Here is a 17870-nt window from a genome sequence, read left to right as displayed (position 1 = left end):
CGAATCCTCCTGGCCGTGCCGGATTCCGGTCCGGGGGGGACGGACCTCGACCGCGGGGCCCGGCGCGCGGCGGGGCCGTCAGGCCTCCGCCGGGGCGGCGGGCGGCGGCATCGCGTTCAGGATCCAGCGGATCGCCGAGACCACCGCGTGGCCCCCGGGGCGGGCGAGCGGCAGCAGCAGACGGGTGGCGTACGGCACGCGGAGGCGGGCCCGGACCCAGGGGGGCAGCAGCTCGACCGCCGCGGCCGCGAGGAACGCGTAGGGGAGCCGGGCGGGCCAGGGCAGCGGAGGCCGGGCCAGCAGATAGCGGGCCGCGGCTCGCGACTGCGCGGTGCCGCTCAGCTCGGGGCGGTACCGCGCGAGCACGGCCGTCAGCCGAGCGGTGGTCTCCGGCGGGTCGGGGACGCCGAGCCGGCGCGCGACCCGGGCCATGTCGGCGACGTAGCCGTCGGCCGCGGACGGGTCCAGCGGGTGACGGCCGTAGCGCTGGTGGGCCCGCAGGAAGCAGGCGGTCTCCGCCGCGTGCACCCAGGCGAGCAGATGCGGGTCGGACGCCCGGTAGGGCACCCCCTGCGGCGACCGGCCCCGCACCGTGTCGTGCACCCGTCGGACCCGGAGGACCGCCCGCTCCGCGTCCTCGGCGGTGCCGAACGTGGTGACCGCGAGGAAGGTGCTGGTGCGCTGGAGCCGCCCCCAGGGGTCGCTCTCGAAGCCCGAGTGCGCGGCGACCGCCGCCATCGCGAGCGGGTGCAGCGACTGGAGGAGCAGCGCGGCGAGCCCGCCGACGTACATCGCCGCGTCCGCGTGGACGATCCGCACCGGGCGCTCGGGCCCGAACCAGCGCGGCCCCGGGGTGCCGTGGATCCGTGCCCGCTTCTCGTGCGCGGTCGGGCCGGCGACCCGGTGGATCAGCGCCTCACCGGCCCGCCCCCGCAGCGCGCCGACGCAGGGCGGCAAGGACGTGAACACTCCTCCAGTGTGCGCCGGAAGGCCGGGAGCGAGGCCGTCCCGGCCGACGTCTCCCCGCCCCCTCACCGCCCCGGCCCCCCACCCCGGCCCCCGACCTCGCCCGGTCACTCGCGCCCCTCGACGGAACCCCCGTCCGCCGGTCGGCGCCGACGGGTCCGGAGCGGGTGGGCCCTGAGGGCGGCGCGGGCCGCGTTGGCGCCGGGCGCGCCGTGGACCCCGCCGCCGGGGTGGGCGGTCGCGGACGCGAGGTACAGGCCCCGCACGGGCGTGCGCGGGCGTCCGGTGCCCGGCAGGGGGCGGAAGACCAGCTGCTGGTGCAGGTTGGTGGTGCCCTGGTTGACGGCGCCTCCGACCAGGGCGGCGTCGCGCCGTTCCAGGTCGGGCGGCGCGAGGATCCTGCGCGCCGCGATCGCGGCCCGGAAACCCGGGGCGAGGCGCTCGATGCCGGCCTCGACGCGGCCGGCGATCGCCTCCTTCTCCCGCTCGTCCCACCGTCCTTCGATGCCGTCGGGTCCGGCGTCCCCGCTGACGTGCTGCGGCACATGGGTGTACGCCCACGCCGACTCCGTACCGGCCGGGGAACGGCTGGGGTCCGCCGTCGTCATCTGACCGAGCACGCTGAACGGCACGTCCGGCACGTGCTCCGTCGCGAGCTGCCCGGCGAACCGGGTCAGCGCGTCGACACCGTCGGCCACGTGCACGGTGCCCGCGCCCCGGGCCGCCTCGCAGGCCCAGGGGATCGGCCGGGCGAGGGCCCAGTCCACCTTGACCGTGGCGAAGTCCCACTGGAAACGGCGCAGGTCCGCTCGGGTCCCGGGCGGCAGGTGCTCCTCCCCCACCAGCCCGAGGTAGAGCGAGGGCGCGGGGATGTCGGCGAGGACGGCGTGGCGGGCCGGGACCTCCGTGCCGTCGTCCGTCCGCACGGCGACGGCCCTGCCGCCGCGCACCACCACGCGGGTCACGGGAGTGCCGCAGCGCAGTTCGCCGCCGCGCTCCCGCAGCCGGGCCACCAGCGCCCGGGTGAGCATGCCGGCCCCGCCGACCGGCACCGGGAAGCCGTACGACTGCCCGAGCATGCACATCAGCCAGCCGAAACCGCCGCCCAACGCGGATTCCGGACCGAGGTCCGCGTGCAGGGCGTTGCCCGCGATCAGCAGCCGGCCGCCGTCCCCCGCGAAGTGCTCCTGACCGAAGCGGCGCGCGGGCAGCAGCATGGTGCGCACCAAGCGCGGCAGGTCGGGTCCGGTGCGCGCGGCCAGGCGCAGCCCTGGCAGCAGCGGCGGGAACGGGGTGAACAGGCAGTGCACCAGGGCGTCTCCGGTCCGCTGCCACAGCCGGTCGAGGCGTTCCCATGCCGCTCCGTCCCCGGGCGCGAACGCGTCCAGGGACGCGGCGGTGCGGCGGACGTCGCGTTCCAGGACCGGGCACCGGCCGTCGCGCAGCGGATGGGCGACGACCGAGGGGGCGTGACGCCACCGCAGACCGTGGCGCTCCAGGGCGAGCTTCGCGAGGACGGGGGAGGCGGCAGCCAGCGGGTAGAAGGCGCTGAAGAGGTCGTGGACGTAGTCGGGGTGCACGCCGCGGTCGCTGCGGACGGCCCCGCCCGGTTCGTCCTGGGCCTCCAGGACCACGACGTGCCAGCCGGCGTCGGCCAGGACGTTGGCGGCGACGAGGCCGTTGGGGCCGGCCCCGATCACGACGGCGTCAGGCGTGCCCATCGCCCGTTTCCCCCTGTCTGCCGGCGCGGCCGGCCGTCGCGGCCTGCCCGGAGCCGCCGGTCCGCTCCGCCGCTTCCCGCACGGCGCGGTCCAGTCGGGCGAGCATGTTCCGGTTCCGCCAGCGGAGGAGCGCGTCCAGGGCGGCGTTGTGCAGCGGAGCGGCGGGTCCGCGCAGCGGGTGTTCGTCGACCAGGACCAGGCAGCGGTCGCCCCACAGCAGGGTCCGGATGCCGATGCGCGCGCTGCCGAGCGGGTTGACCGCCTCCAGCTCCAGGCGGCGTCCGGGTTCGCACAGCCGGGAGATGGTGCGGCCCTTCATCGTCCAGGTGCCCAGTTTCACGGTGTAGCCCAGCTCGGACCCGACCGCGGGCCAGTCGCCGTCGCGATCCCACGTGTCGTGGGTGCCGACCACCCAGTGCGCGTAGAGCGAGCCGTCACCGAGGACGGCCCAGACGTCCTCCGGGGTCGCGGTGATCAGCCGGTGCCATCGAGCCATGGAGGTCTCCTCGGGGGTGGTGGGCGCGTGGGGTGGCGGGTGGTGCGGCGCCGACGCGGCGCGGCGGTGGCGGGGTGCGGGCCGGGATGCGGTGCGCGGCCCGGAGGACGGCGAGCGCGGCCGCCGTTCCGGCCGCCCCGAGCGCCGCCGCGCGGGCGGCCGACCGGACGCCGGAGTGCCGCCCGCCCCGGACCGCGGCCGAGTCGCCGGACGGCGTCCACAGGCGGCCCGGGGTGTCGGCGGCGGAGCCGTGCGGGCCGAGATAGTGGTGTTCGGTACGCCAGGCGATGACACGGAGGGTGGGCCGGCGGGCGGTCGCGTGGGCGGCGGGCAGGAGCCGCGCTCCGGGCCCGACGGCCAGGCGCCGTGGCGGCCGGGTGCGGGTGGCCGCACGCAGCACGGCGTCCGCCACGCGCTCCGGTGTCGCGACGGACGGCAGGGCGCGCAGTTCGCGGCCGGTGCGATTCGCCGCGTGCGCGAAGAACGGGGTGTCGACCCCGGCCGGCAGGACGGTGCAGACGCGCACGCCGTCCGCGCCGGCGAGCGCCAATTCCCGGCGAAGGACCTCGTCGAGCGTCACCAGGGCCGCCTTCGAAGCGGCGTAGGCGCCCATGTAGGGCGCCTGGACGACCCCGCCGAGGACCGACGCGATGTCGACGAGGACCCCGCGCCCCTGGTCGCGCATCACCGGCAGGGCGGCCCGGGCGCCGTTCAGGGTCCCCAGGACGTTGACCTCCCACAGCCGGCGCACGTCGGTGAGCGGCACGTCGGTGAGGCGGCCGAGCACGCCCACGCCGGCCGCGTTCACCCACACGTCGATCCGGCCGAAGCGGGCGCGGGCCGTCCGCCCGAGCCGTTCCAGCGCCTCGGCGTCCGTCACGTCGGCCGGCACCGGAACCGCCACGGTCGCCCGGTGGGCGGCCCGGCAGTCGGCCGCCACGTGCTCCAGCGCCCGCGGGCTGCGGGCGGTCAGGACGATCCGCGCGCCGTGCCGCGCGAAGGCGAGGGCCGTGGCCCGGCCGATGCCACTGGAGGCGCCGGTCACCACCACGACGAGTCCCGGGGGGACTCCGCGTCGTAGACGGTTCATTCCCGGCGTGTCACCCGGTCCGCGGCCGAGCATGCGTCCTTTTCTCCCGCGGAAGCCGACGCCGCCCGAGTGACGGCGAGGACGGGCCGGCCGGACGACGCCCGGTCGCACCGGGGGGGCGGCGGGTGGCCGCAGCCGTGGCGGAGACGGGAGGAACGGCGCCCTTGTCCCGAGCGGCCGGTGACCCGACTTCCCCGCGGACCGGCAGGGTGCGCTGACGCCCGGGAGAAGAAGGATCATAAGCTGAGCACATGCCCAGAACTTCTCCTGCCGTCGCCCTCGACTCCCTGCTCGCCGGCAACCGCCGCTTCGTGTCCGGCGCGCCCTCGCATCCGAACCAGGATGCCGCGCGCCGCACGGAGCTGGCTCCCGGCCAGGAACCGTTCGCCGTGATCCTCGGCTGCTCGGACTCCCGCCTCGCCGCCGAGATCATCTTCGACCAGGGGCTCGGTGACCTCTTCGTCGTCCGCACCGCCGGCCATGTCCTCGGCACCGAGGTCCTCGGCAGCATCGAATACGCGACCACCGTCCTCGGAGCGCGGCTCGTCGTCGTCCTCGGTCACGACTCCTGCGGTGCCGTCGCCGCCGGTCGCGCGGCCGTCGAGGACGGCTTCGCGGCGAGCGGTTTCGTCCGCGACGTCGTGGAGCGGGTCACGCCGAGCATCCTCGCCGCCCGCACCGCCGGGCTGACCGCCGAGAGCGACATCATCGACGAGCACATCCGGCACACCGTCGACCTGCTCCTCGACCGTTCCCGCGTCCTCGCCGACCAGGTCGAGACGGGCGAGGTCGCCGTCGTCGGATTCGGCTACGCCCTCGCGGAGGGCGAGGTCCGCCGCGTCGCCACCCGTGGCCGCACCTTCCAGGAGTCCCCGGCGTCGTGACCCGCGGTCCGGCCTGAGGAGGAACCGTCTCGTCCGCCCCCCCGCCGGGCCGGACGAGACGGCGCGGCACGGGCCCGCCGGCCGTTCGCGCGGTCGGCCGTGCCGCCCCCGGGCGGGCCCCCCCGGCGCCCCGAGGGGCTACCCGCCGGAACCGGCGGGGCCCGCGGGTTCGGCGAACAGCAGGCGCAGCGCGACCTCGCGGTAGTGGCGCACGTGGCGCAGGGCGAGGTCGGCCGCCGCGTCGGGGTCGCCCGCGTCGATCGCCTCGTACAGCAGGCGGTGCTCCTCCCACAGCGGTTCCGGGTCGTCGACCTGCTGGAACAGCCAGCGCAGCCGGCCTTCGAGGGATTCGAGGGTGGTGGTGAGGAGTTCGTTGCGCGAGATGCGCACGATGTGGGCGTGGAAGGCGGTGTTGGCGCGGGAGAGGCGCTCGGGGCCGCCGGCGTCGGTCGCGGCGCGGGCCTCCGCGAGGAGCAGGGCGAGGGCGTCGAGTTCGGCGTCGGTGCGCCGCTCGGCGGCGCGGCGGACCGCGAGCACCTCCAGGGCCTCGCGCATGTCGAAGAGGTTCTCGACGTCCTGCCGGGACAGCTCGCGGACGACGATGCGGCGCTGGGAGACGGCCTGGAGGAAGCCCTCGCCGATGAGGATGCGGATGGCCTCGCGGACGGGGACGCGGGAGACGCCGAAGTCCTCGGCGACGTCCCGCTCGACGAGCCGGTCGCCGGGCTTGAGCCGTCCGGTGATGATGCGGTCGCGCAGTCCCTCGCAGACCTGGTCGCGGAGCCAGCCGCCCCCTCCCGCGGGCGCGGCGGGGCCGGCCTGCGGTGTTCCGGTCGCGTGTGCTGCCATCCGTCCTCCCCTGCGTCCGCGGTCCGCGCGCCCGCCGTCCGCCGGTGCGCCGGTGCCGCGGTCCTCCGGTGCCGATCGGCTCACGGTATGCCACCGGGGCGGGCGGTCCGGTCGCGGGTGGCGCGATCCCGGTCACGTGCACTTGACGTGAACTCGGCCGACACTTAGCTTCGCCTTACCTAACCTCCCTTTCCAGCCAGTCGAGAGAAACACGCCATGCCGAGACCGGTCCCCGACGAGCCGCTCCCCCACCTCACCTCCGGCTGGCTGCTCAGCGCCGCCGGCGTGCTCACGGCGGGCTTCCTCGCGGCCTCCGTCTGGACCTCGGGCCATGTCCACGCGGACGCGACCCTCCAGACGGCCGCCCGCTTCGTGCACGTGGCGAGCCTGGTCGCCGGCCTCGGCGCGGTGCTCGCGGTGGACTGGTTCGCTGTCCTCTGGCTCACCGGGCGGCGCCCGCTCGCCGGCGTCCTCGACACGGCCTGCGCGCTCCAGACCCCGATCTGGGCGGGCCTCGGCGGACTCACCGTCAGCGGTCTCTTCCTCCACCCCGACCTGGGCTCGCCGCTCACCCTCGTCAAGCTCGGCCTGGTCCTCGCCGTCACCCTCAACGGACTGCACGCGCACCGGCTCGGCCAGCTGCTCGAACGCTTCCGGGGGCGCGGCGCGGTGCCGCGCCGGCTGCTGCTGCGGTCCGCCGCCGTGGCCGGCCTGAGCCAGCTCGGCTGGTGGGGCGCGACCCTCATCGGCTTCCTCAACAGCCAGTCCTGACCCCCGGTCAAGAAGCTCTGGCCAGGGGTTCACCACCCGGTTTTGGTTCTTCGGACGATCATCCCTACGATCCTCCGATGATCACGAGAAAACGGCTGGCGACCGGAGCCTGTGCGCTGCTCGCCGCCCTGACCGTCGGACTCCTTCCGGCCACCGCGCCCACCGCCGCCGCAGACGCCGGCCCCGGTGCCTCGGACACCCCCAAGGAGTCCCCCAAGGTCGAGCTGGTGCTCGACGTCAGCGGCTCGATGCGCGCCCGCGACATCGACGGACAGTCCCGGATGGCCGCCGCCAAGCAGGCCTTCAACGAGGTCCTGGACGCCGTCCCGCAGGAGGTGCGACTCGGCATCCGCACCCTCGGCGCCGACTACCCCGGCCAGGACCGGCAGCGTGGCTGCAAGGACACCCGCGCCCTGTACCCGGTCGGGCCGCTGGACCGCACCGAGGCCAAGACGGCCGTCGCCACCCTCGCGCCCACCGGCTGGACCCCGATCGGCCCCGCGCTGCTCGGCGCCGCCGAGGACCTCAAGGGCGGCGAGGCGACCAAGCGGATCGTGCTCATCACGGACGGCGAGGACACCTGCGCCCCGCTCGACCCGTGCGAGGTGGCCCGGGAGATCGCCGCCAAGGGCATCCACCTGGTCATCGACACCCTGGGTCTGGTGCCGGACCTCAAGACCCGCCGCCAGCTGATGTGCATCGCCGAGGCCACCGGCGGCACCTACACCTCGGTGCACCGCACCGAGGAACTGTCCGGCCGCGTGCGGCAGCTCGTCGACCGCGCCGCCGACCCCGTGGTGACCCCGGTCGCCACCGAGGGCGCCGGGCGCTGTGCCGACGCGCCCGTGCTCAAGCCGGGCCTCTACACCGACCGGCAGGCCTTCGGACAGCACCGCTGGTACCGGGTGAACGTGCTGCCCGGCCAGGAGCTGCGCGCCTCGGTCAGCGTCTCCGCCGACCGGGCCGTGAACAACGACTACGGCGTGCTGCTGCGGGCCGTCACGCTGCACGGCCGGGAGATCGTCCGCGGCTCCGAGGCGGGCGACGGACGCACCGACGTCCTCTCGACCGGTCTGCGCTATCCGAAGAAGGACGACGAGGCCGCCCTGGCGGACGACACCAAGTCGGCGGCCGAGACGGTCTGTCTCCAGGTCAGCAACTCCTTCTCCGCTCCCCCGTCGGTGAAGACCACCCCGGGCATGCCGGTCGAGCTGGCGGTCGACGTCGTCGACGGCCCCGGCTCCGCCTCCGACGCCGCCTCCTTCGGCCTGGGACGCGGCTGGTGGCTGCTCGGCGCGCTGGTGCTCGCCGGCTTCCTCGGCGGTCTGATCTGGGGCTGGCTGTCCCGCTGGCGCGTCGCTGTCTGGAGGACCCACTGATGCGTACCGCACGCAGACTGTTCGCCGCCGTCGCCCTGGCGGGCGCGGCCCTGCTCGGTCCGGCCGCGCCGGCCGGCCTCGCCGACACGGCGACCCCGACCCCCAGCGGCAGCGCGGGCGGCGCGGCGGCCGAGGCCGGGCCGACCGAGGCCGGCACCTCGTTCCGTACCGCCGCCTTCTTCCGGCAGGAGCAGCAGGCCACCGCACAGGCGGCCACGGGTGACTACCTGTACTGGGCGTTCCCCGCCGACACCGGTCAGCGGCCGACCGTCACAGCCACCGTCACGCTGCCCGAGGCGAGCCTGCGGCACGGCGCCTCGGCCTGGCGGATCGACGTGTACGACGGGCTGCGCAGGCGCCAGCCGTGCGTGTACGGGATGCAGTCCCGCACCGCGGCGAAGGAGGCGGCCACGGTCGAGCTCTCCTGTACCCTGCGCCCGGTCCGCTCGGCGGCCGACGCCTGGTCGAACGACCCGCTGCCGGGCAGCTACTTCGTCCGCCTGACCGTGACGTCGCTGCCCGAGGAGGACTCGGGCCAGCCCTTCTCCGTACGCGTCGGCGCCACCTCCCGCGATCTCGGCGGCGCCTACGCGACGGACGGCGCCCTCGCCGTGCCCCTGGTGCCGGGCGCCACCGACCCGAAGGCCGTGGAGGCCCGCGCCCCCGAGGACGGCTGGTCCTCCGGCTGGTGGTCCGACCGCTGGCTGTGGACCGCCGCGGGCGGCGTCCTCGCCGCCCTCGCGGGTCTCGCCGGGTACACCCTCACCCGCGGCTCGGGCCGCCCGGCGCACGTCCCCCCGAGCGCCTGACCACCCGACCGCCCGCACGAAGACCGGAGGGCCGCACCGATCAGCCGGTGCGGCCCTCCGGCCCGTCCGGGCTCAGCGCCCGCCCGGGCGGACCAGGCCCGTCTCGTAGGCGTGGACGGCGGCCTGGGTGCGGTCGCGCAGGGAGAGCTTGGTGAGGATGCGGCTGACGTAGGTCTTCACCGTCTGTTCGGCGACGACCAGGCGGGCGGCGATCTCCGCGTTGGACAGGCCGTGCGCGATGAGGGTGAGGACCTCGGTCTCGCGCTCCGTCAGGGCGCCGAGGCGGTCCATCAGCGGGGCGCGCGGGACGGCGGCGCTGAGGCGGGAGAACTCGGCGATGAGGCGCTTGGTGACGTGCGGGGCGAGCAGGGCGTCGCCGCGGGCCACCACCCGGACCGCGTCGGCGAGTTCCTCGGCCGAGGCGTCCTTGAGGAGGAATCCGGCGGCGCCGGCGCGCAGCGCCTCGTACACGTACTCGTCGAGGTCGAAGGTGGTGAGCACGAGCACCTTGACTCCGGCGTCGGCCGGGGCGGTGAGCACCCGGGTGGCCTCGATGCCCCCGGTGCCGGGCATCCGGATGTCCATCAGGACGACGTCGGGGGCGAGTTCGGCGGCCTGGGCGATCGCGTCGGCGCCGTCGACGGCCTGGCCGACGACGGTGATGCCCGGCTCGGCGTTCAGCAGGACGGTGAAGCCCTGCCGGACCATCACCTGGTCGTCGGCGATGAGCACCCTGATGTCTCCGGTGCCGTCGTGGGTCATGGACCGTCCTTGGGGTCGAGGGGTGCGGGCAGGAAGGCGGTGACGTCCCAGCCGCCTTCGGGGGTGGGGCCGGCGGCCAGTTCGCCGCCGAGCATCGCGGTGCGCTCGCGCATGCCGAGCAGTCCGTGCCCGGGTTCCCGGCCGGGCCCGGCCGCGGGTGCCTCCGGGGACCGGGTGGGCGCGGTGTTGGTGACCCGCACGGTCAGGCCCTCGCGGTGGTAGTGGGTGCGGACGGTGGCGCGGGCGCCGGGCGCGTGCCGCATGGTGTTGCTCAGCGCCTCCTGGACGATCCGGTACGCCGACAGCTCGGTGCCCGGCGACAGCGGGCGGCGTTCGCCGCGGGTCTCGACGGTCGCGTCGAGGCCGGCGGCCCGTACGTTGGCGAGGAGTTCGCCGAGCCGATCGAGGTCGGGCTGCGGGGCGTGCCGTGCGCCGGCGGCGGCGTCGCCCGCCGTGCCGTCGCCGCGCAGCACGCCGAGCACCCGGCGCAGTTCGGTGAGGGCGTCCACGGCGTTCTGCCGGATCCCGGCGAGGTTTTCGCGCAGCTCCGGGGTGGGGTCGGCGACCAGGTGCGGGGCGACCTGGGCCTGGATGGAGATCACGGACATGTGGTGGGCGACGACGTCGTGGAGCTCCCGGGCGATCCGGCCGCGCTCCTCCAGGAGGGCGCGGCGGGCGCGTTCCTCGGAGGTGAGCACCTCCTGCTCGACGAGCCGGGTGCGCGAGACGCGGGTGGCGCGCAGGGAGCAGCCGACGACGGTGGCGGCGGTGAGGAAGACGGCGCCGAGCCCGAGGTTGGGCGGGTGGGGCACGGGCGCGTGCGGCAGCAGGGCCCCGGCACCGGTGAGCAGGCTGACCGTCAGGGCCGTGGCGGCGGCGAGCGGGCGGACCCGGAGCGCGAGGAGCAGCAGGACCAGGGCGTGCAGGGCGAGGGAGGGGACGCTCCAGGGCCACGGCCCGGCGAAGACGGACTCGGTGACGAGGGCGAGGAGCCACAGGACGGCGGTGGAGAGCCACCAGGCGGCCACGGGCCGGACGAGGGCGAGGACGGGCGCCGCGCCGAGGAGCAGCACGGCGGAGGAGACGGCGCCGGGGACGGGTTCCATGAAGCGGGCGTAGCTGTTGAGGTTCCAGATGCCCATGAGGACGCCGAGGAGCACGATGTGGCCGTGCGCGAGCCGGCCCAGATGCCGGTGCCGGGGCAGCGGGTCGCGGCGCCCGGGCCGCAGGTCGGCGCGCAGGACCCCGGGGACCGCGCGCAGGGCCGTCCGCCATCGCCCGCTGTCCGTCACCGTGCTCCCCCCGCTGGTGTGTTCGACTCCCCGCGACAGCCTAGGCATGTCCTGCCTCCGTTCTTCCGGCGGGCCGCGTCTTCGGGGGGCGGGCCGTGCGCGTGCGTTCGTACGTGTGGAAGGCGGCGCAGCAGAGCAGCAGCGCGCCGGTGAAGAGGGGGAGCCAGCCGAGCCGGGCGAGGGCCCAGGCGGGGTGGTCGGGGACCGTGTGGAGGCCGGGCAGGGGCGGGCGGCCGAGGAGGCGGGCGGTGAGCAGTCCGCCGGTGGTGACGGCGATCATCGCGGTCTGGTGCCAGAGGAAGACGGTGAGGGCGCCGAGGTTGAGCAGGGCGACGGCGGCCCAGAGCCGGGGCCGGCGCAGGGCGCGGCGGAGCGGGCCGAGGAGCAGGGTCGCCGCGCCGCACTGGGCGAGGCCGAAGGTGACGGCGGCGAGGGTGGGCGGGTTGAGGTTGGAGACCGGGGCGCCGGGCACGCCGACCATGGAGCCGGGGTAGCCGGCGAACGCGACGAGCAGGCCGGTCGCGGTGGCGCCGCCGAGGAGCAGGGCCCAGGAGGCGCCGTGCGCGGGCGTGCCGCGCCGGGCGAGCAGGGCGCCGAGGGTGTACGGGACGAGCCAGCCGGCCGGCAGGTTGATCCAGCCGAGCCCGTCGGGTCCGTCGAGGCCGAAGCGGACCAGGTCGACGTGGAGGACGACGGCGAGCGGCCACAGCGGGTGGACGCGGGCGACCAGCGGGGTGGCGGCGGTGAGGGCGCCGAGCACGAGCAGGAACCACAGCGGGGACAGCACCAGTTTCCCCAGCGTCCACAGGGTCTGCCAGGGCACTCCGCAGCCGAGCATGACGAGACAGGCCGCCGTCCACACGGCGAGCAGGGGCGGGACCGGGCGGAACAGCCGGGCGAGCCGGGCGGTGATCCACCGGCGGTGGCTCTCTCCGCGGGCCCGGGCGGCGGCGTGGCCGCGGGCCGCGACCAGGCCGCCGACCAGGAAGAAGACGGCGAGGGTCTGGAACACCCAGGAGACCGGGGCGAGTCCGGGCATCCGGCCGAGCGGGCTCTCGACCCGCAGGCTGCCGCTGTCGGCGACCAGGGCGGTGACGAGCCAGTGGCCGAGGACGACGCCGAGGATGGCGAGGGCGCGCAGCGCGTCGAGGGCGCGGTCGCGGCCGGGCGGGGTGGCGGCGTCGACGCGGCGGGCGAGGTCACGCATCGGCCGGCTCCCGTCCGGCGGCGATCCGGGCGAGGTTGCGCAGCGGTACGGAGCCGGGGGCGAGGTAGGCGCTGTGGCCGCCGTTCCCGGCGGCGAAGCGGCGGGCGCCGAAGGCGGGGTCCACCGGGTCGGTGCCGAAGCCGAGTTCGGTGCCGGGCAGCAGCGGGACGCGGACGTGCGGCACCCGGGCGACCCAGTCGTCCGCGGCGCGTCCGGCCCAGACGGTGGCGCGGGTGCGCAGGGCGGCGACGTCCTCGTGGCCGGTGCCGGGGCTGCCGTAGAGGACGATCGCGGCGGCGGGCGTGCCGGCGGCGGCGTGGGCGCAGACGACGGAGCCGTAGGAGTGGCAGAGCAGGGTGATGCGGGCGCTGGGCCGGATGCGGTGCAGTGCGGCGACGGAGGCGGCGAGGGCGGGGGCGGCCTGCTCGGCGCGGCCGGGGGTGAGGGAGGCGGCGCCGCCGGTGGCGGGCGGGCGGTAGCCGAGCCAGGCGACGACGGCGGTGCGGGCGCCGCCGCTCTCCCGGCGCAGGGCGTCGTGGAGGGCGAGGGCGCCGGCCCGGAAGCGCGCGTAGTGGTCGAGGCCGGTGTCGGCGCCGGGGACGAGCACGGCGATCCGGTCGGCGTGGGCGAGGTCGCCGAGCACCTCCTCGCTGCGGCCGCCGTCGCGTCCGTCGAACGCGAGGAACCGGCGTTCCGGCATGGCCATCGCGTGCAGGGCGGCGGCCCTGCCGTGGGCCCCGTACGCGCCGGCGGCGCGTTCGGCGTCCCGGACGGCGGCGCGCCGGTCCGCGTAGCGGGCGTCGAGCCGGGCGGCGAGGCCGCCGGGGCCGTCGGCGGTGAGCGAGGGTGCGGCCGCAGGGGCGGGGGCCGGCACCTCGGCGGGTCCGGCCGCGCCGACCACCGGGAGCGCGACGGCGGCGGTGGCGAGCGCGGCGCACAGGGCGCGCCGGATCCGGCCGGCGCGGGCGGCGGGGCGGGGGCGGGCGTCGCCGGTGGTCCGGGCGAGGGGCGGCGCCATGGGCGGTTCCTTCCGTAGCGGGAGCGGGGGGGGCGGATCGGGTCCGCTGCGAAGGAAGGTAGGAAGCGGCGGTTGTGGTCGGCGTCCCGCCCAGGAGCCAACCTCCGTTGTGGCTCTCAGGTATGACGGGTGATCAACGGGGCAGGGTGGCAGGCATGACGTGGACTGCGCCGCCGGTGGAGCGGAGCCTGAAACTGGGTGGTCTGGGCACGGTGGGCGAGCGCCGGATGCTGGAGGGCTGGCTGACCTGGCACCGGGAGACCCTGCTCGCCAAGTGCACCGGGCTCGGGTCCGAGCCGCTCGCACGGCCGGCCGTGCGGCCCTCGGCGCTGAGTCTCCTCGGCCTGGTGCGGCACATGGCGGAGGTGGAGCGGTGGTGGTTCCGGCGGAGCGTCGCGGGCGAGGAGCTGGGGGCCGTCTTCACCGGGCCGGCGGACGGTGACGAGGGTCTCGCGGGGGTCGATCCGGCCCACGCGGAGCGCGACTTCGCCCGCTACCGGGCGGAAGTCGCGGCCTGCGACGCGGCGGTGGCCGGGCGCGGTCTGGACGAGACCTTCCGGACCTCGGGCGGGGCGGAGTTGAGCCTGCGCTGGGTGTATCTGCTGATGATCCAGGAGTACGCCCGGCACAACGGGCACGCCGACTTCCTGCGGGAGCGGACGGACGGCGCGACGGGCGACGGCTGAGCGGGGGGGGCCGCCGCCCCGGCGCGCGGGGGCGGACGCGCGCGGCGCGCCGGGTCAGCCGAGTGAGAGCGGGATCCGCACCCCGGCCGCGGCGAACGCGGCCCGTTCCGTCTCGTCCGGGGCGCGCCGGCCCGTGCCCGCGAGCAGCGCGGCCGTGTCGGACAGCGTCGCGGGGAACTCCGCCCCGGCCACCCGTTCGAGGAGCGCCCGGGCCGCGCCGAGGGTGGCGGCGGGCGGCTGGGGCGCGCCGGCGGGCAGATGGGCGATCAGGTCCAGGTGGTGGAGGGTCCATTCGAGGACGTAGGCGTCGAGGTAGTCGACGACGGTGAGGACCTCACCCTTGGTCTCCACCCGCAGGGCGGGGTCGGCGAGGACGGCGGCGCGGCCCGCGGCGGAGCCGACGTCGTCGAGGTGGAAGGTGAGGAGTCCGGGGTCCTGGTAGGCGGCGGCCAGCCGGACGGTGAGGGCGTCGAGCGGGTCGTCGCCCGTCGGGGGCCGGTCGGAGACCTGCCAGTAGCTCGCGGCGTCGCAGGTGGGTGCGGCGTCGGGCGCCGCGGGCGTGGCGAGGGTGATCAGGACGTCCTGGGCGTCGATGACGAGGTGGCACACCAGGTCGCGGACGAGCCAGCCGGTGCAGCCGGAGGGCCGCTCGAAGTCCTCTTCGGCGAGCGCGGCGACGGCCGCGCGCAGCGCGCTCCACGCGCGTGAGAAGTGGTCCACGCCCGCACGGTAGCAGCGCCGGCCCGGCGCCCCCCGGGTTCGGGTCCCCTTTTCGGCCACCCACTCCTTTTCGGTCATGTCACCGCGATCCCACTTTACAGTTCGCATCACGAACTACTACAGTTCGCATCACGAACTAAAGCGGTAGGCGTCCTCATCACGCCCTTCCCACAATCCCCCGTCTTTCTCCGTCCCTCTCCGTCTTCTCCGAGGAGTTCTCCATGTCAGACATCGTCGCGGTCATCGGTGGCGGCTACGGCGGCGCGAGCGTCGCCAAGGCACTCGACGAGCAGACCGACGCCGAGGTCGTCCTCGTCGAGCCCAAGGACGCCTTCGAGCACGCCGCCGGCTCGCTCAGGGCCCTGGTGCGGCCCGACTGGGCGCCGAACATCCACTTCCGCTACGACCGCCTCCTGCGGCGCGGCCGGGTGATCCGCGAGCGCGCCACCGCCGTCGACGCCGGGGCCGTCACCCTCGCCTCCGGCGCCCTGGTCGAGGCCGACCACATCGTCCTCGCCACCGGCTCCCGCTATCCCCGGCCCGCCAAGTCCGGCGTCGACTCCGCCGAGGAGGCCCTGGCCCGGCTGCGCGCGACGCACGCCGAACTCGCCGCCGCCGAGCGGGTCCTGATCGCCGGGGCCGGTCCGGTCGGCCTGGAGCTGGCCGGCGAGATCAAGGCCGTGTGGCCCGGGAAGCGGGTCGTCCTGGTCGATCCCGCGCCGGAACTGCTGCCCGGCTTCGCCCCGGAGCTGCGCGCCGACCTGCTCGCCCAGCTCGCCGAGCTGGACGTCGAACTGCGCCTCGGGACCGCGCTCGCCGAGGAGCCGCCCGTCGGGACCGGCCGGGCGCGGACCTTCGCCGTCCGGACCACGGACGGCACCGAACTCATCGCCGACCTGTGGTTCCGCGCGTACGGCGGCCGGGTCGAGAGCGACTTCCTGACCGGCGGGCTCGCGAAGGCCCGCACCCCGGAGGGCCGGGTCCGGGTCGACGAGCACCTGCGGGTGGCCGGCCAGGACCGGGTGTACGCGGTGGGCGACATCACCGACCTCGCCGAGGCGAAGATGGCCGGGTACGCGATGCAGCACGCCCAGGTCGTCGCCGAGAACATCGCCGCCGCCCTGCGCGGCGAGGAGCCGGCCGCGACCTACCGGCCCTCCCCCGTGCCGTCGGTGCTGCTGCCGCTCGGCCCGACGGGCGGCGTGGGCCAGGTGCCGTCCGAGGACGGACCGCAGCTGCTGCCGGCCGAGACGGTCGCCGCGTACAAGGGTGCCGACCTCTTCACCGGCCGGTTCGTGGAGCTCTTCGGCACCGAGCCGGTGCCGGCCCGGGCGTGAGCGCACCACGGGAGACACCGGCGGGGCCGGGCGGGGCGAGACGCCCGGCCCGGCCCCGCCGGTCTCCGTCCCTGCCGCGTCAGCGGTAGTCGTCCGGGTGGCCCTGCATCCAGGTGTTGATCTTGTCGCGGGTGCCCACCAGCAGGGTCTCGTGCTTCTTCAGGTTCTCGAAGGAGCTGTCCCCGCCGAGCTCGGCCTCCAGCTGCGCGATGAGCTCGATCGGCTGCGGGAAGTGCCCGGGGCCCTTCGGGTCCGCCTTCATCGCCCGGTCGAGGCGCAGCAGTTCGTCGTGCACCCGCCCCAGGAAGTACGCGCAGCCGCTCGTCGCGCAGGAGTCGTTCAGGGTCGCCTGGAGTCCGGCGAACGCGTCCCGCACCTTCTCCGCCCCCGGTGTCGGGTCCGGCTCGGCGGGCGGGGTGGTCACGCCGGCCGCGGCGTCCGCGCTCGCCGCGGCCTCGGCCGCCTCGGCGGCGGAGGTGGGCACCGTGGCGACGGCGTCGGACGCTCCGGGCAGCGGCTGCGGCGCGGGATCGGCGCCGCAGGACACGCACAGCGCGGCGAGCGCCACCAGGGCGACGGCGCCGCCCCGTATCGACGCCGTGAACGAGGAATGCAGCATGGTGGTCCCCCCATGATCGTGGAGCACGGGAGCCTACCGGAGGGGCCGGCGCCGATCGTGCGCTCGGGGCGGCTCCGTCAGGCGCCGGGCTCGGCGAAGACCATCGGCACCTCGTTGTCCAGGACGACCCGGCCGAGCAGCTCGGCGAGCCGCTCGCGCTCCTCGGCGTCCAGCCCGGAGGGCAGCGCGTCGACCCGCCGGCAGGTCTCCTCGTAGAAGGCCCCGGCGATCCGGGCGCCCTCCTCGGTGAGCACGATCCGGACGGCCCGCCGGTCCTCGGGGTCGGGCTCGCGCCGCACGAGCCCGCGCTGCGCGGTGCGGTCCACCAGCCCGGTCAGGCTCGACTTGGCGAGGCCGAGGACGGCGCCGAGCTCGCCCATGCCGTACGGCTGCGGCATCAGGACGCACAGCAGCTGTCCCTGTTGCGGGGTGATGCCGTACTCCCGGCTGGCGTTCGCGTACACGGCGTTCACGAGGAACGAGGAGCGCACCAGCGCGGCGACCACGCCCATCGACCCGTCCGAAGGCTTTCCCATCGGCCCAGAATACGTCACGGGAATGCCGGCAGGACGCCTCCGGAAGGGAAAATTCGCTGCACGAACTACCCGCGCGAAGGATCCGCACGAACGAGCCGGACGAACTCGTGAACTCTCCGCGCGAGCTATCCGACGGTCGGGCGGTCGCCGCGGTCGCGCTCGTAGCGGAGCAGCACGACGCCGTTGCCGAAGGTGCGGGTGCGGTCGAGCCGGAGGTCGGCGGTGGTGTCGGTGGGCGGGAAGAGCGGGGTGCCGCGGCCGATCAGGACCGGGTGGACGCAGATGTGATAGGCGTCGATCAGGTCGAGCTCGCGGAAGGCGGCGCCGATCTCCGCGCCACCGAGGCAGAGGTCGCCGTCCGTGGCCGCCGCGAGCGCGCGGACCTCGGCGGCGTCCACCCGGGGCACGACCGTGGTGTTCCAGTCGGCCCGCTCCAGGGTGGTCGAGTACACGGTCTTGGGCTTGGAGCGCCAGATCCCGGCGAACTCCCGCATCACCGGAGGGTTGTCCGGGTCCTCGTCGGCGGTCGGCCAGAAGTCCGCCATCAGCTGGTGGGTGCGCCGGCCGCTGAGCAGCCGGCCCATGGCGGCGATCTCCTGGTTGAAGTAGGCGTGCAGCTCCTCGTCGACCCGGTGCCAGGAGATGTCGTGGCCGGGGCCCTCGATGTGGCCGTCGAGCGAGACGGAGATGAACTGGACGATCTTTCCGGGCACCGGCGGCTCTCCCCT

The 17870-nt window shown here is 75.9% G+C and carries 19 protein-coding genes; 6 read left to right on the top strand and 13 right to left on the bottom strand.

The annotated features are described in order from the left end of the window. Positions 1 to 78: 78 nt before the first annotated feature. The 4 genes from ACIGW2_RS27160 to ACIGW2_RS27145 all read right to left on the bottom strand — a co-directional run bounded on the left by ACIGW2_RS27160 (position 79) and on the right by ACIGW2_RS27145 (position 4234). Positions 79 to 969: an oxygenase MpaB family protein gene (locus tag ACIGW2_RS27160; RefSeq protein ID WP_391655418.1), complete on the bottom strand. Its 891-nt coding sequence runs from the start codon at positions 967 to 969 to the stop codon at positions 79 to 81. 104 nt (positions 970 to 1073) lie between these two features. After that, positions 1074 to 2687, bottom strand: a complete 1614-nt coding sequence (locus ACIGW2_RS27155; protein WP_399846619.1) for a phytoene desaturase family protein — start codon at positions 2685 to 2687, stop codon at positions 1074 to 1076. Continuing rightward, the gene (locus ACIGW2_RS27150; protein WP_399846617.1) at positions 2674 to 3183 is read right to left on the bottom strand and encodes an SRPBCC family protein; all 510 of its coding nucleotides are present in this window, start codon (positions 3181 to 3183) and stop codon (positions 2674 to 2676) included. Before ACIGW2_RS27150 ends, ACIGW2_RS27155 begins: the two co-directional genes overlap by 14 nt. Beyond that, positions 3122 to 4234, bottom strand: a complete 1113-nt coding sequence (locus ACIGW2_RS27145) for an SDR family NAD(P)-dependent oxidoreductase (RefSeq protein WP_399846615.1) — start codon at positions 4232 to 4234, stop codon at positions 3122 to 3124. The genes ACIGW2_RS27150 and ACIGW2_RS27145 overlap by 62 nt, the downstream gene beginning before the upstream one ends. Positions 4235 to 4524: 290 nt before the next feature. On the opposite strand from ACIGW2_RS27145, the gene ACIGW2_RS27140 reads away from it, so the two are divergent. Next, positions 4525 to 5157, top strand: coding sequence for a carbonic anhydrase (locus ACIGW2_RS27140; protein WP_361581946.1), 633 nt, complete (start codon positions 4525 to 4527; stop codon positions 5155 to 5157). A 138-nt stretch (positions 5158 to 5295) separates the two neighbouring features. On the opposite strand, the gene ACIGW2_RS27135 is transcribed toward ACIGW2_RS27140, so the two are convergent. After that, positions 5296 to 6006, bottom strand: a complete 711-nt coding sequence (locus ACIGW2_RS27135) for a GntR family transcriptional regulator (RefSeq protein WP_391655414.1) — start codon at positions 6004 to 6006, stop codon at positions 5296 to 5298. Positions 6007 to 6222: 216 nt separating this feature from the next. Between ACIGW2_RS27135 and ACIGW2_RS27130 the strand changes: the two genes are divergently transcribed. The 3 genes from ACIGW2_RS27130 (at position 6223) to ACIGW2_RS27120 (ending at position 8965) form a co-directional block, all read left to right on the top strand. Beyond that, complete coding sequence (locus ACIGW2_RS27130; protein ID WP_391655413.1) at positions 6223 to 6777, top strand: hypothetical protein; 555 nt, start codon at positions 6223 to 6225, stop codon at positions 6775 to 6777. Between the two features lie 77 nt (positions 6778 to 6854). Next, the gene (locus ACIGW2_RS27125; protein ID WP_391655412.1) at positions 6855 to 8156 is read left to right on the top strand and encodes a VWA domain-containing protein; all 1302 of its coding nucleotides are present in this window, start codon (positions 6855 to 6857) and stop codon (positions 8154 to 8156) included. Beyond that, positions 8156 to 8965, top strand: a complete 810-nt coding sequence (locus ACIGW2_RS27120) for a hypothetical protein (RefSeq protein WP_399846614.1) — start codon at positions 8156 to 8158, stop codon at positions 8963 to 8965. Before ACIGW2_RS27125 ends, ACIGW2_RS27120 begins: the two co-directional genes overlap by 1 nt. A 72-nt stretch (positions 8966 to 9037) precedes the next feature. Here ACIGW2_RS27120 and ACIGW2_RS27115 read toward each other — a convergent pair whose 3' ends face one another. From ACIGW2_RS27115 to ACIGW2_RS27100, 4 genes are read right to left on the bottom strand one after another with little or no spacing between them, the layout of a single operon-like run. Then, positions 9038 to 9727, bottom strand: coding sequence for a response regulator (locus tag ACIGW2_RS27115; protein ID WP_399846613.1), 690 nt, complete (start codon positions 9725 to 9727; stop codon positions 9038 to 9040). Continuing rightward, entirely contained in the window at positions 9724 to 11067 is a 1344-nt protein-coding gene (locus ACIGW2_RS27110) for a sensor histidine kinase (RefSeq protein ID WP_391655409.1), read from the bottom strand. Before ACIGW2_RS27110 ends, ACIGW2_RS27115 begins: the two co-directional genes overlap by 4 nt. Beyond that, positions 11060 to 12226 (bottom strand): acyltransferase, encoded by a 1167-nt coding sequence (locus ACIGW2_RS27105; RefSeq protein ID WP_391655408.1) that lies wholly within the window; start codon positions 12224 to 12226, stop codon positions 11060 to 11062. The genes ACIGW2_RS27110 and ACIGW2_RS27105 overlap by 8 nt, the downstream gene beginning before the upstream one ends. Then, positions 12219 to 13244, bottom strand: a complete 1026-nt coding sequence (locus tag ACIGW2_RS27100; RefSeq protein ID WP_399846610.1) for an alpha/beta hydrolase — start codon at positions 13242 to 13244, stop codon at positions 12219 to 12221. Before ACIGW2_RS27100 ends, ACIGW2_RS27105 begins: the two co-directional genes overlap by 8 nt. A gap of 155 nt (positions 13245 to 13399) precedes the next feature. Here ACIGW2_RS27100 and ACIGW2_RS27095 point away from each other — a divergent pair, with 155 nt between their 5' ends. Further along, positions 13400 to 13930, top strand: coding sequence for a DinB family protein (locus ACIGW2_RS27095; protein WP_399846609.1), 531 nt, complete (start codon positions 13400 to 13402; stop codon positions 13928 to 13930). A 54-nt stretch (positions 13931 to 13984) separates the two neighbouring features. Here the strand turns inward: ACIGW2_RS27095 and ACIGW2_RS27090 are convergent, their stop codons facing one another. After that, complete coding sequence (locus ACIGW2_RS27090; RefSeq protein ID WP_391655405.1) at positions 13985 to 14650, bottom strand: maleylpyruvate isomerase N-terminal domain-containing protein; 666 nt, start codon at positions 14648 to 14650, stop codon at positions 13985 to 13987. A 221-nt stretch (positions 14651 to 14871) separates the two neighbouring features. Here ACIGW2_RS27090 and ACIGW2_RS27085 point away from each other — a divergent pair, with 221 nt between their 5' ends. Beyond that, entirely contained in the window at positions 14872 to 15987 is a 1116-nt protein-coding gene (locus ACIGW2_RS27085; RefSeq protein ID WP_399846607.1) for an NAD(P)/FAD-dependent oxidoreductase, read from the top strand. 79 nt (positions 15988 to 16066) lie between these two features. Here ACIGW2_RS27085 and ACIGW2_RS27080 read toward each other — a convergent pair whose 3' ends face one another. The 3 genes from ACIGW2_RS27080 to ACIGW2_RS27070 all read right to left on the bottom strand — a co-directional run bounded on the left by ACIGW2_RS27080 (position 16067) and on the right by ACIGW2_RS27070 (position 17855). Beyond that, entirely contained in the window at positions 16067 to 16606 is a 540-nt protein-coding gene (locus ACIGW2_RS27080) for a hypothetical protein (RefSeq protein WP_391655403.1), read from the bottom strand. Between the two features lie 77 nt (positions 16607 to 16683). Beyond that, positions 16684 to 17118 carry a MarR family transcriptional regulator gene (locus tag ACIGW2_RS27075; protein ID WP_361582169.1) on the bottom strand — a complete coding sequence of 145 codons (435 nt, stop codon included), beginning with the start codon at positions 17116 to 17118 and terminating at the stop codon, positions 16684 to 16686. Between the two features lie 149 nt (positions 17119 to 17267). Next, positions 17268 to 17855 (bottom strand): dihydrofolate reductase family protein, encoded by a 588-nt coding sequence (locus ACIGW2_RS27070; RefSeq protein ID WP_391655402.1) that lies wholly within the window; start codon positions 17853 to 17855, stop codon positions 17268 to 17270. Positions 17856 to 17870 lie beyond the last annotated feature (15 nt).

It is taken from the genome of Streptomyces sp. NPDC053541, from assembly GCF_044544705.1.
Lineage (GTDB): Bacteria > Actinomycetota > Actinomycetes > Streptomycetales > Streptomycetaceae > Streptomyces.
The sequence above is the reverse complement of the archived record's forward strand: the minus strand, read 5'-3'. Positions and strand labels throughout refer to the sequence as shown.

Excerpts from the sequence above, each read along its gene's own strand:
- ACIGW2_RS27155 (WP_399846619.1), bottom strand. The coding sequence starts at position 2,687 with ATGGGCACGCCTGACGCCGTCGTGATCGGGGCCGGCCCCAACGGCCTC.
- ACIGW2_RS27150 (WP_399846617.1), bottom strand. The coding sequence starts at position 3,183 with ATGGCTCGATGGCACCGGCTGATCACCGCGACCCCGGAGGACGTCTGG.
- ACIGW2_RS27140 (WP_361581946.1), top strand. The coding sequence starts at position 4,525 with ATGCCCAGAACTTCTCCTGCCGTCGCCCTCGACTCCCTGCTCGCCGGC.
- ACIGW2_RS27135 (WP_391655414.1), bottom strand. The coding sequence starts at position 6,006 with ATGGCAGCACACGCGACCGGAACACCGCAGGCCGGCCCCGCCGCGCCC.
- ACIGW2_RS27130 (WP_391655413.1), top strand. The coding sequence starts at position 6,223 with ATGCCGAGACCGGTCCCCGACGAGCCGCTCCCCCACCTCACCTCCGGC.
- ACIGW2_RS27125 (WP_391655412.1), top strand. The coding sequence starts at position 6,855 with ATGATCACGAGAAAACGGCTGGCGACCGGAGCCTGTGCGCTGCTCGCC.
- ACIGW2_RS27120 (WP_399846614.1), top strand. The coding sequence starts at position 8,156 with ATGCGTACCGCACGCAGACTGTTCGCCGCCGTCGCCCTGGCGGGCGCG.
- ACIGW2_RS27115 (WP_399846613.1), bottom strand. The coding sequence starts at position 9,727 with ATGACCCACGACGGCACCGGAGACATCAGGGTGCTCATCGCCGACGAC.
- ACIGW2_RS27110 (WP_391655409.1), bottom strand. The coding sequence starts at position 11,067 with ATGCCTAGGCTGTCGCGGGGAGTCGAACACACCAGCGGGGGGAGCACG.
- ACIGW2_RS27105 (WP_391655408.1), bottom strand. The coding sequence starts at position 12,226 with ATGCGTGACCTCGCCCGCCGCGTCGACGCCGCCACCCCGCCCGGCCGC.
- ACIGW2_RS27100 (WP_399846610.1), bottom strand. The coding sequence starts at position 13,244 with ATGGCGCCGCCCCTCGCCCGGACCACCGGCGACGCCCGCCCCCGCCCC.
- ACIGW2_RS27095 (WP_399846609.1), top strand. The coding sequence starts at position 13,400 with ATGACGTGGACTGCGCCGCCGGTGGAGCGGAGCCTGAAACTGGGTGGT.
- ACIGW2_RS27085 (WP_399846607.1), top strand. The coding sequence starts at position 14,872 with ATGTCAGACATCGTCGCGGTCATCGGTGGCGGCTACGGCGGCGCGAGC.
- ACIGW2_RS27080 (WP_391655403.1), bottom strand. The coding sequence starts at position 16,606 with ATGCTGCATTCCTCGTTCACGGCGTCGATACGGGGCGGCGCCGTCGCC.
- ACIGW2_RS27075 (WP_361582169.1), bottom strand. The coding sequence starts at position 17,118 with ATGGGCGTGGTCGCCGCGCTGGTGCGCTCCTCGTTCCTCGTGAACGCC.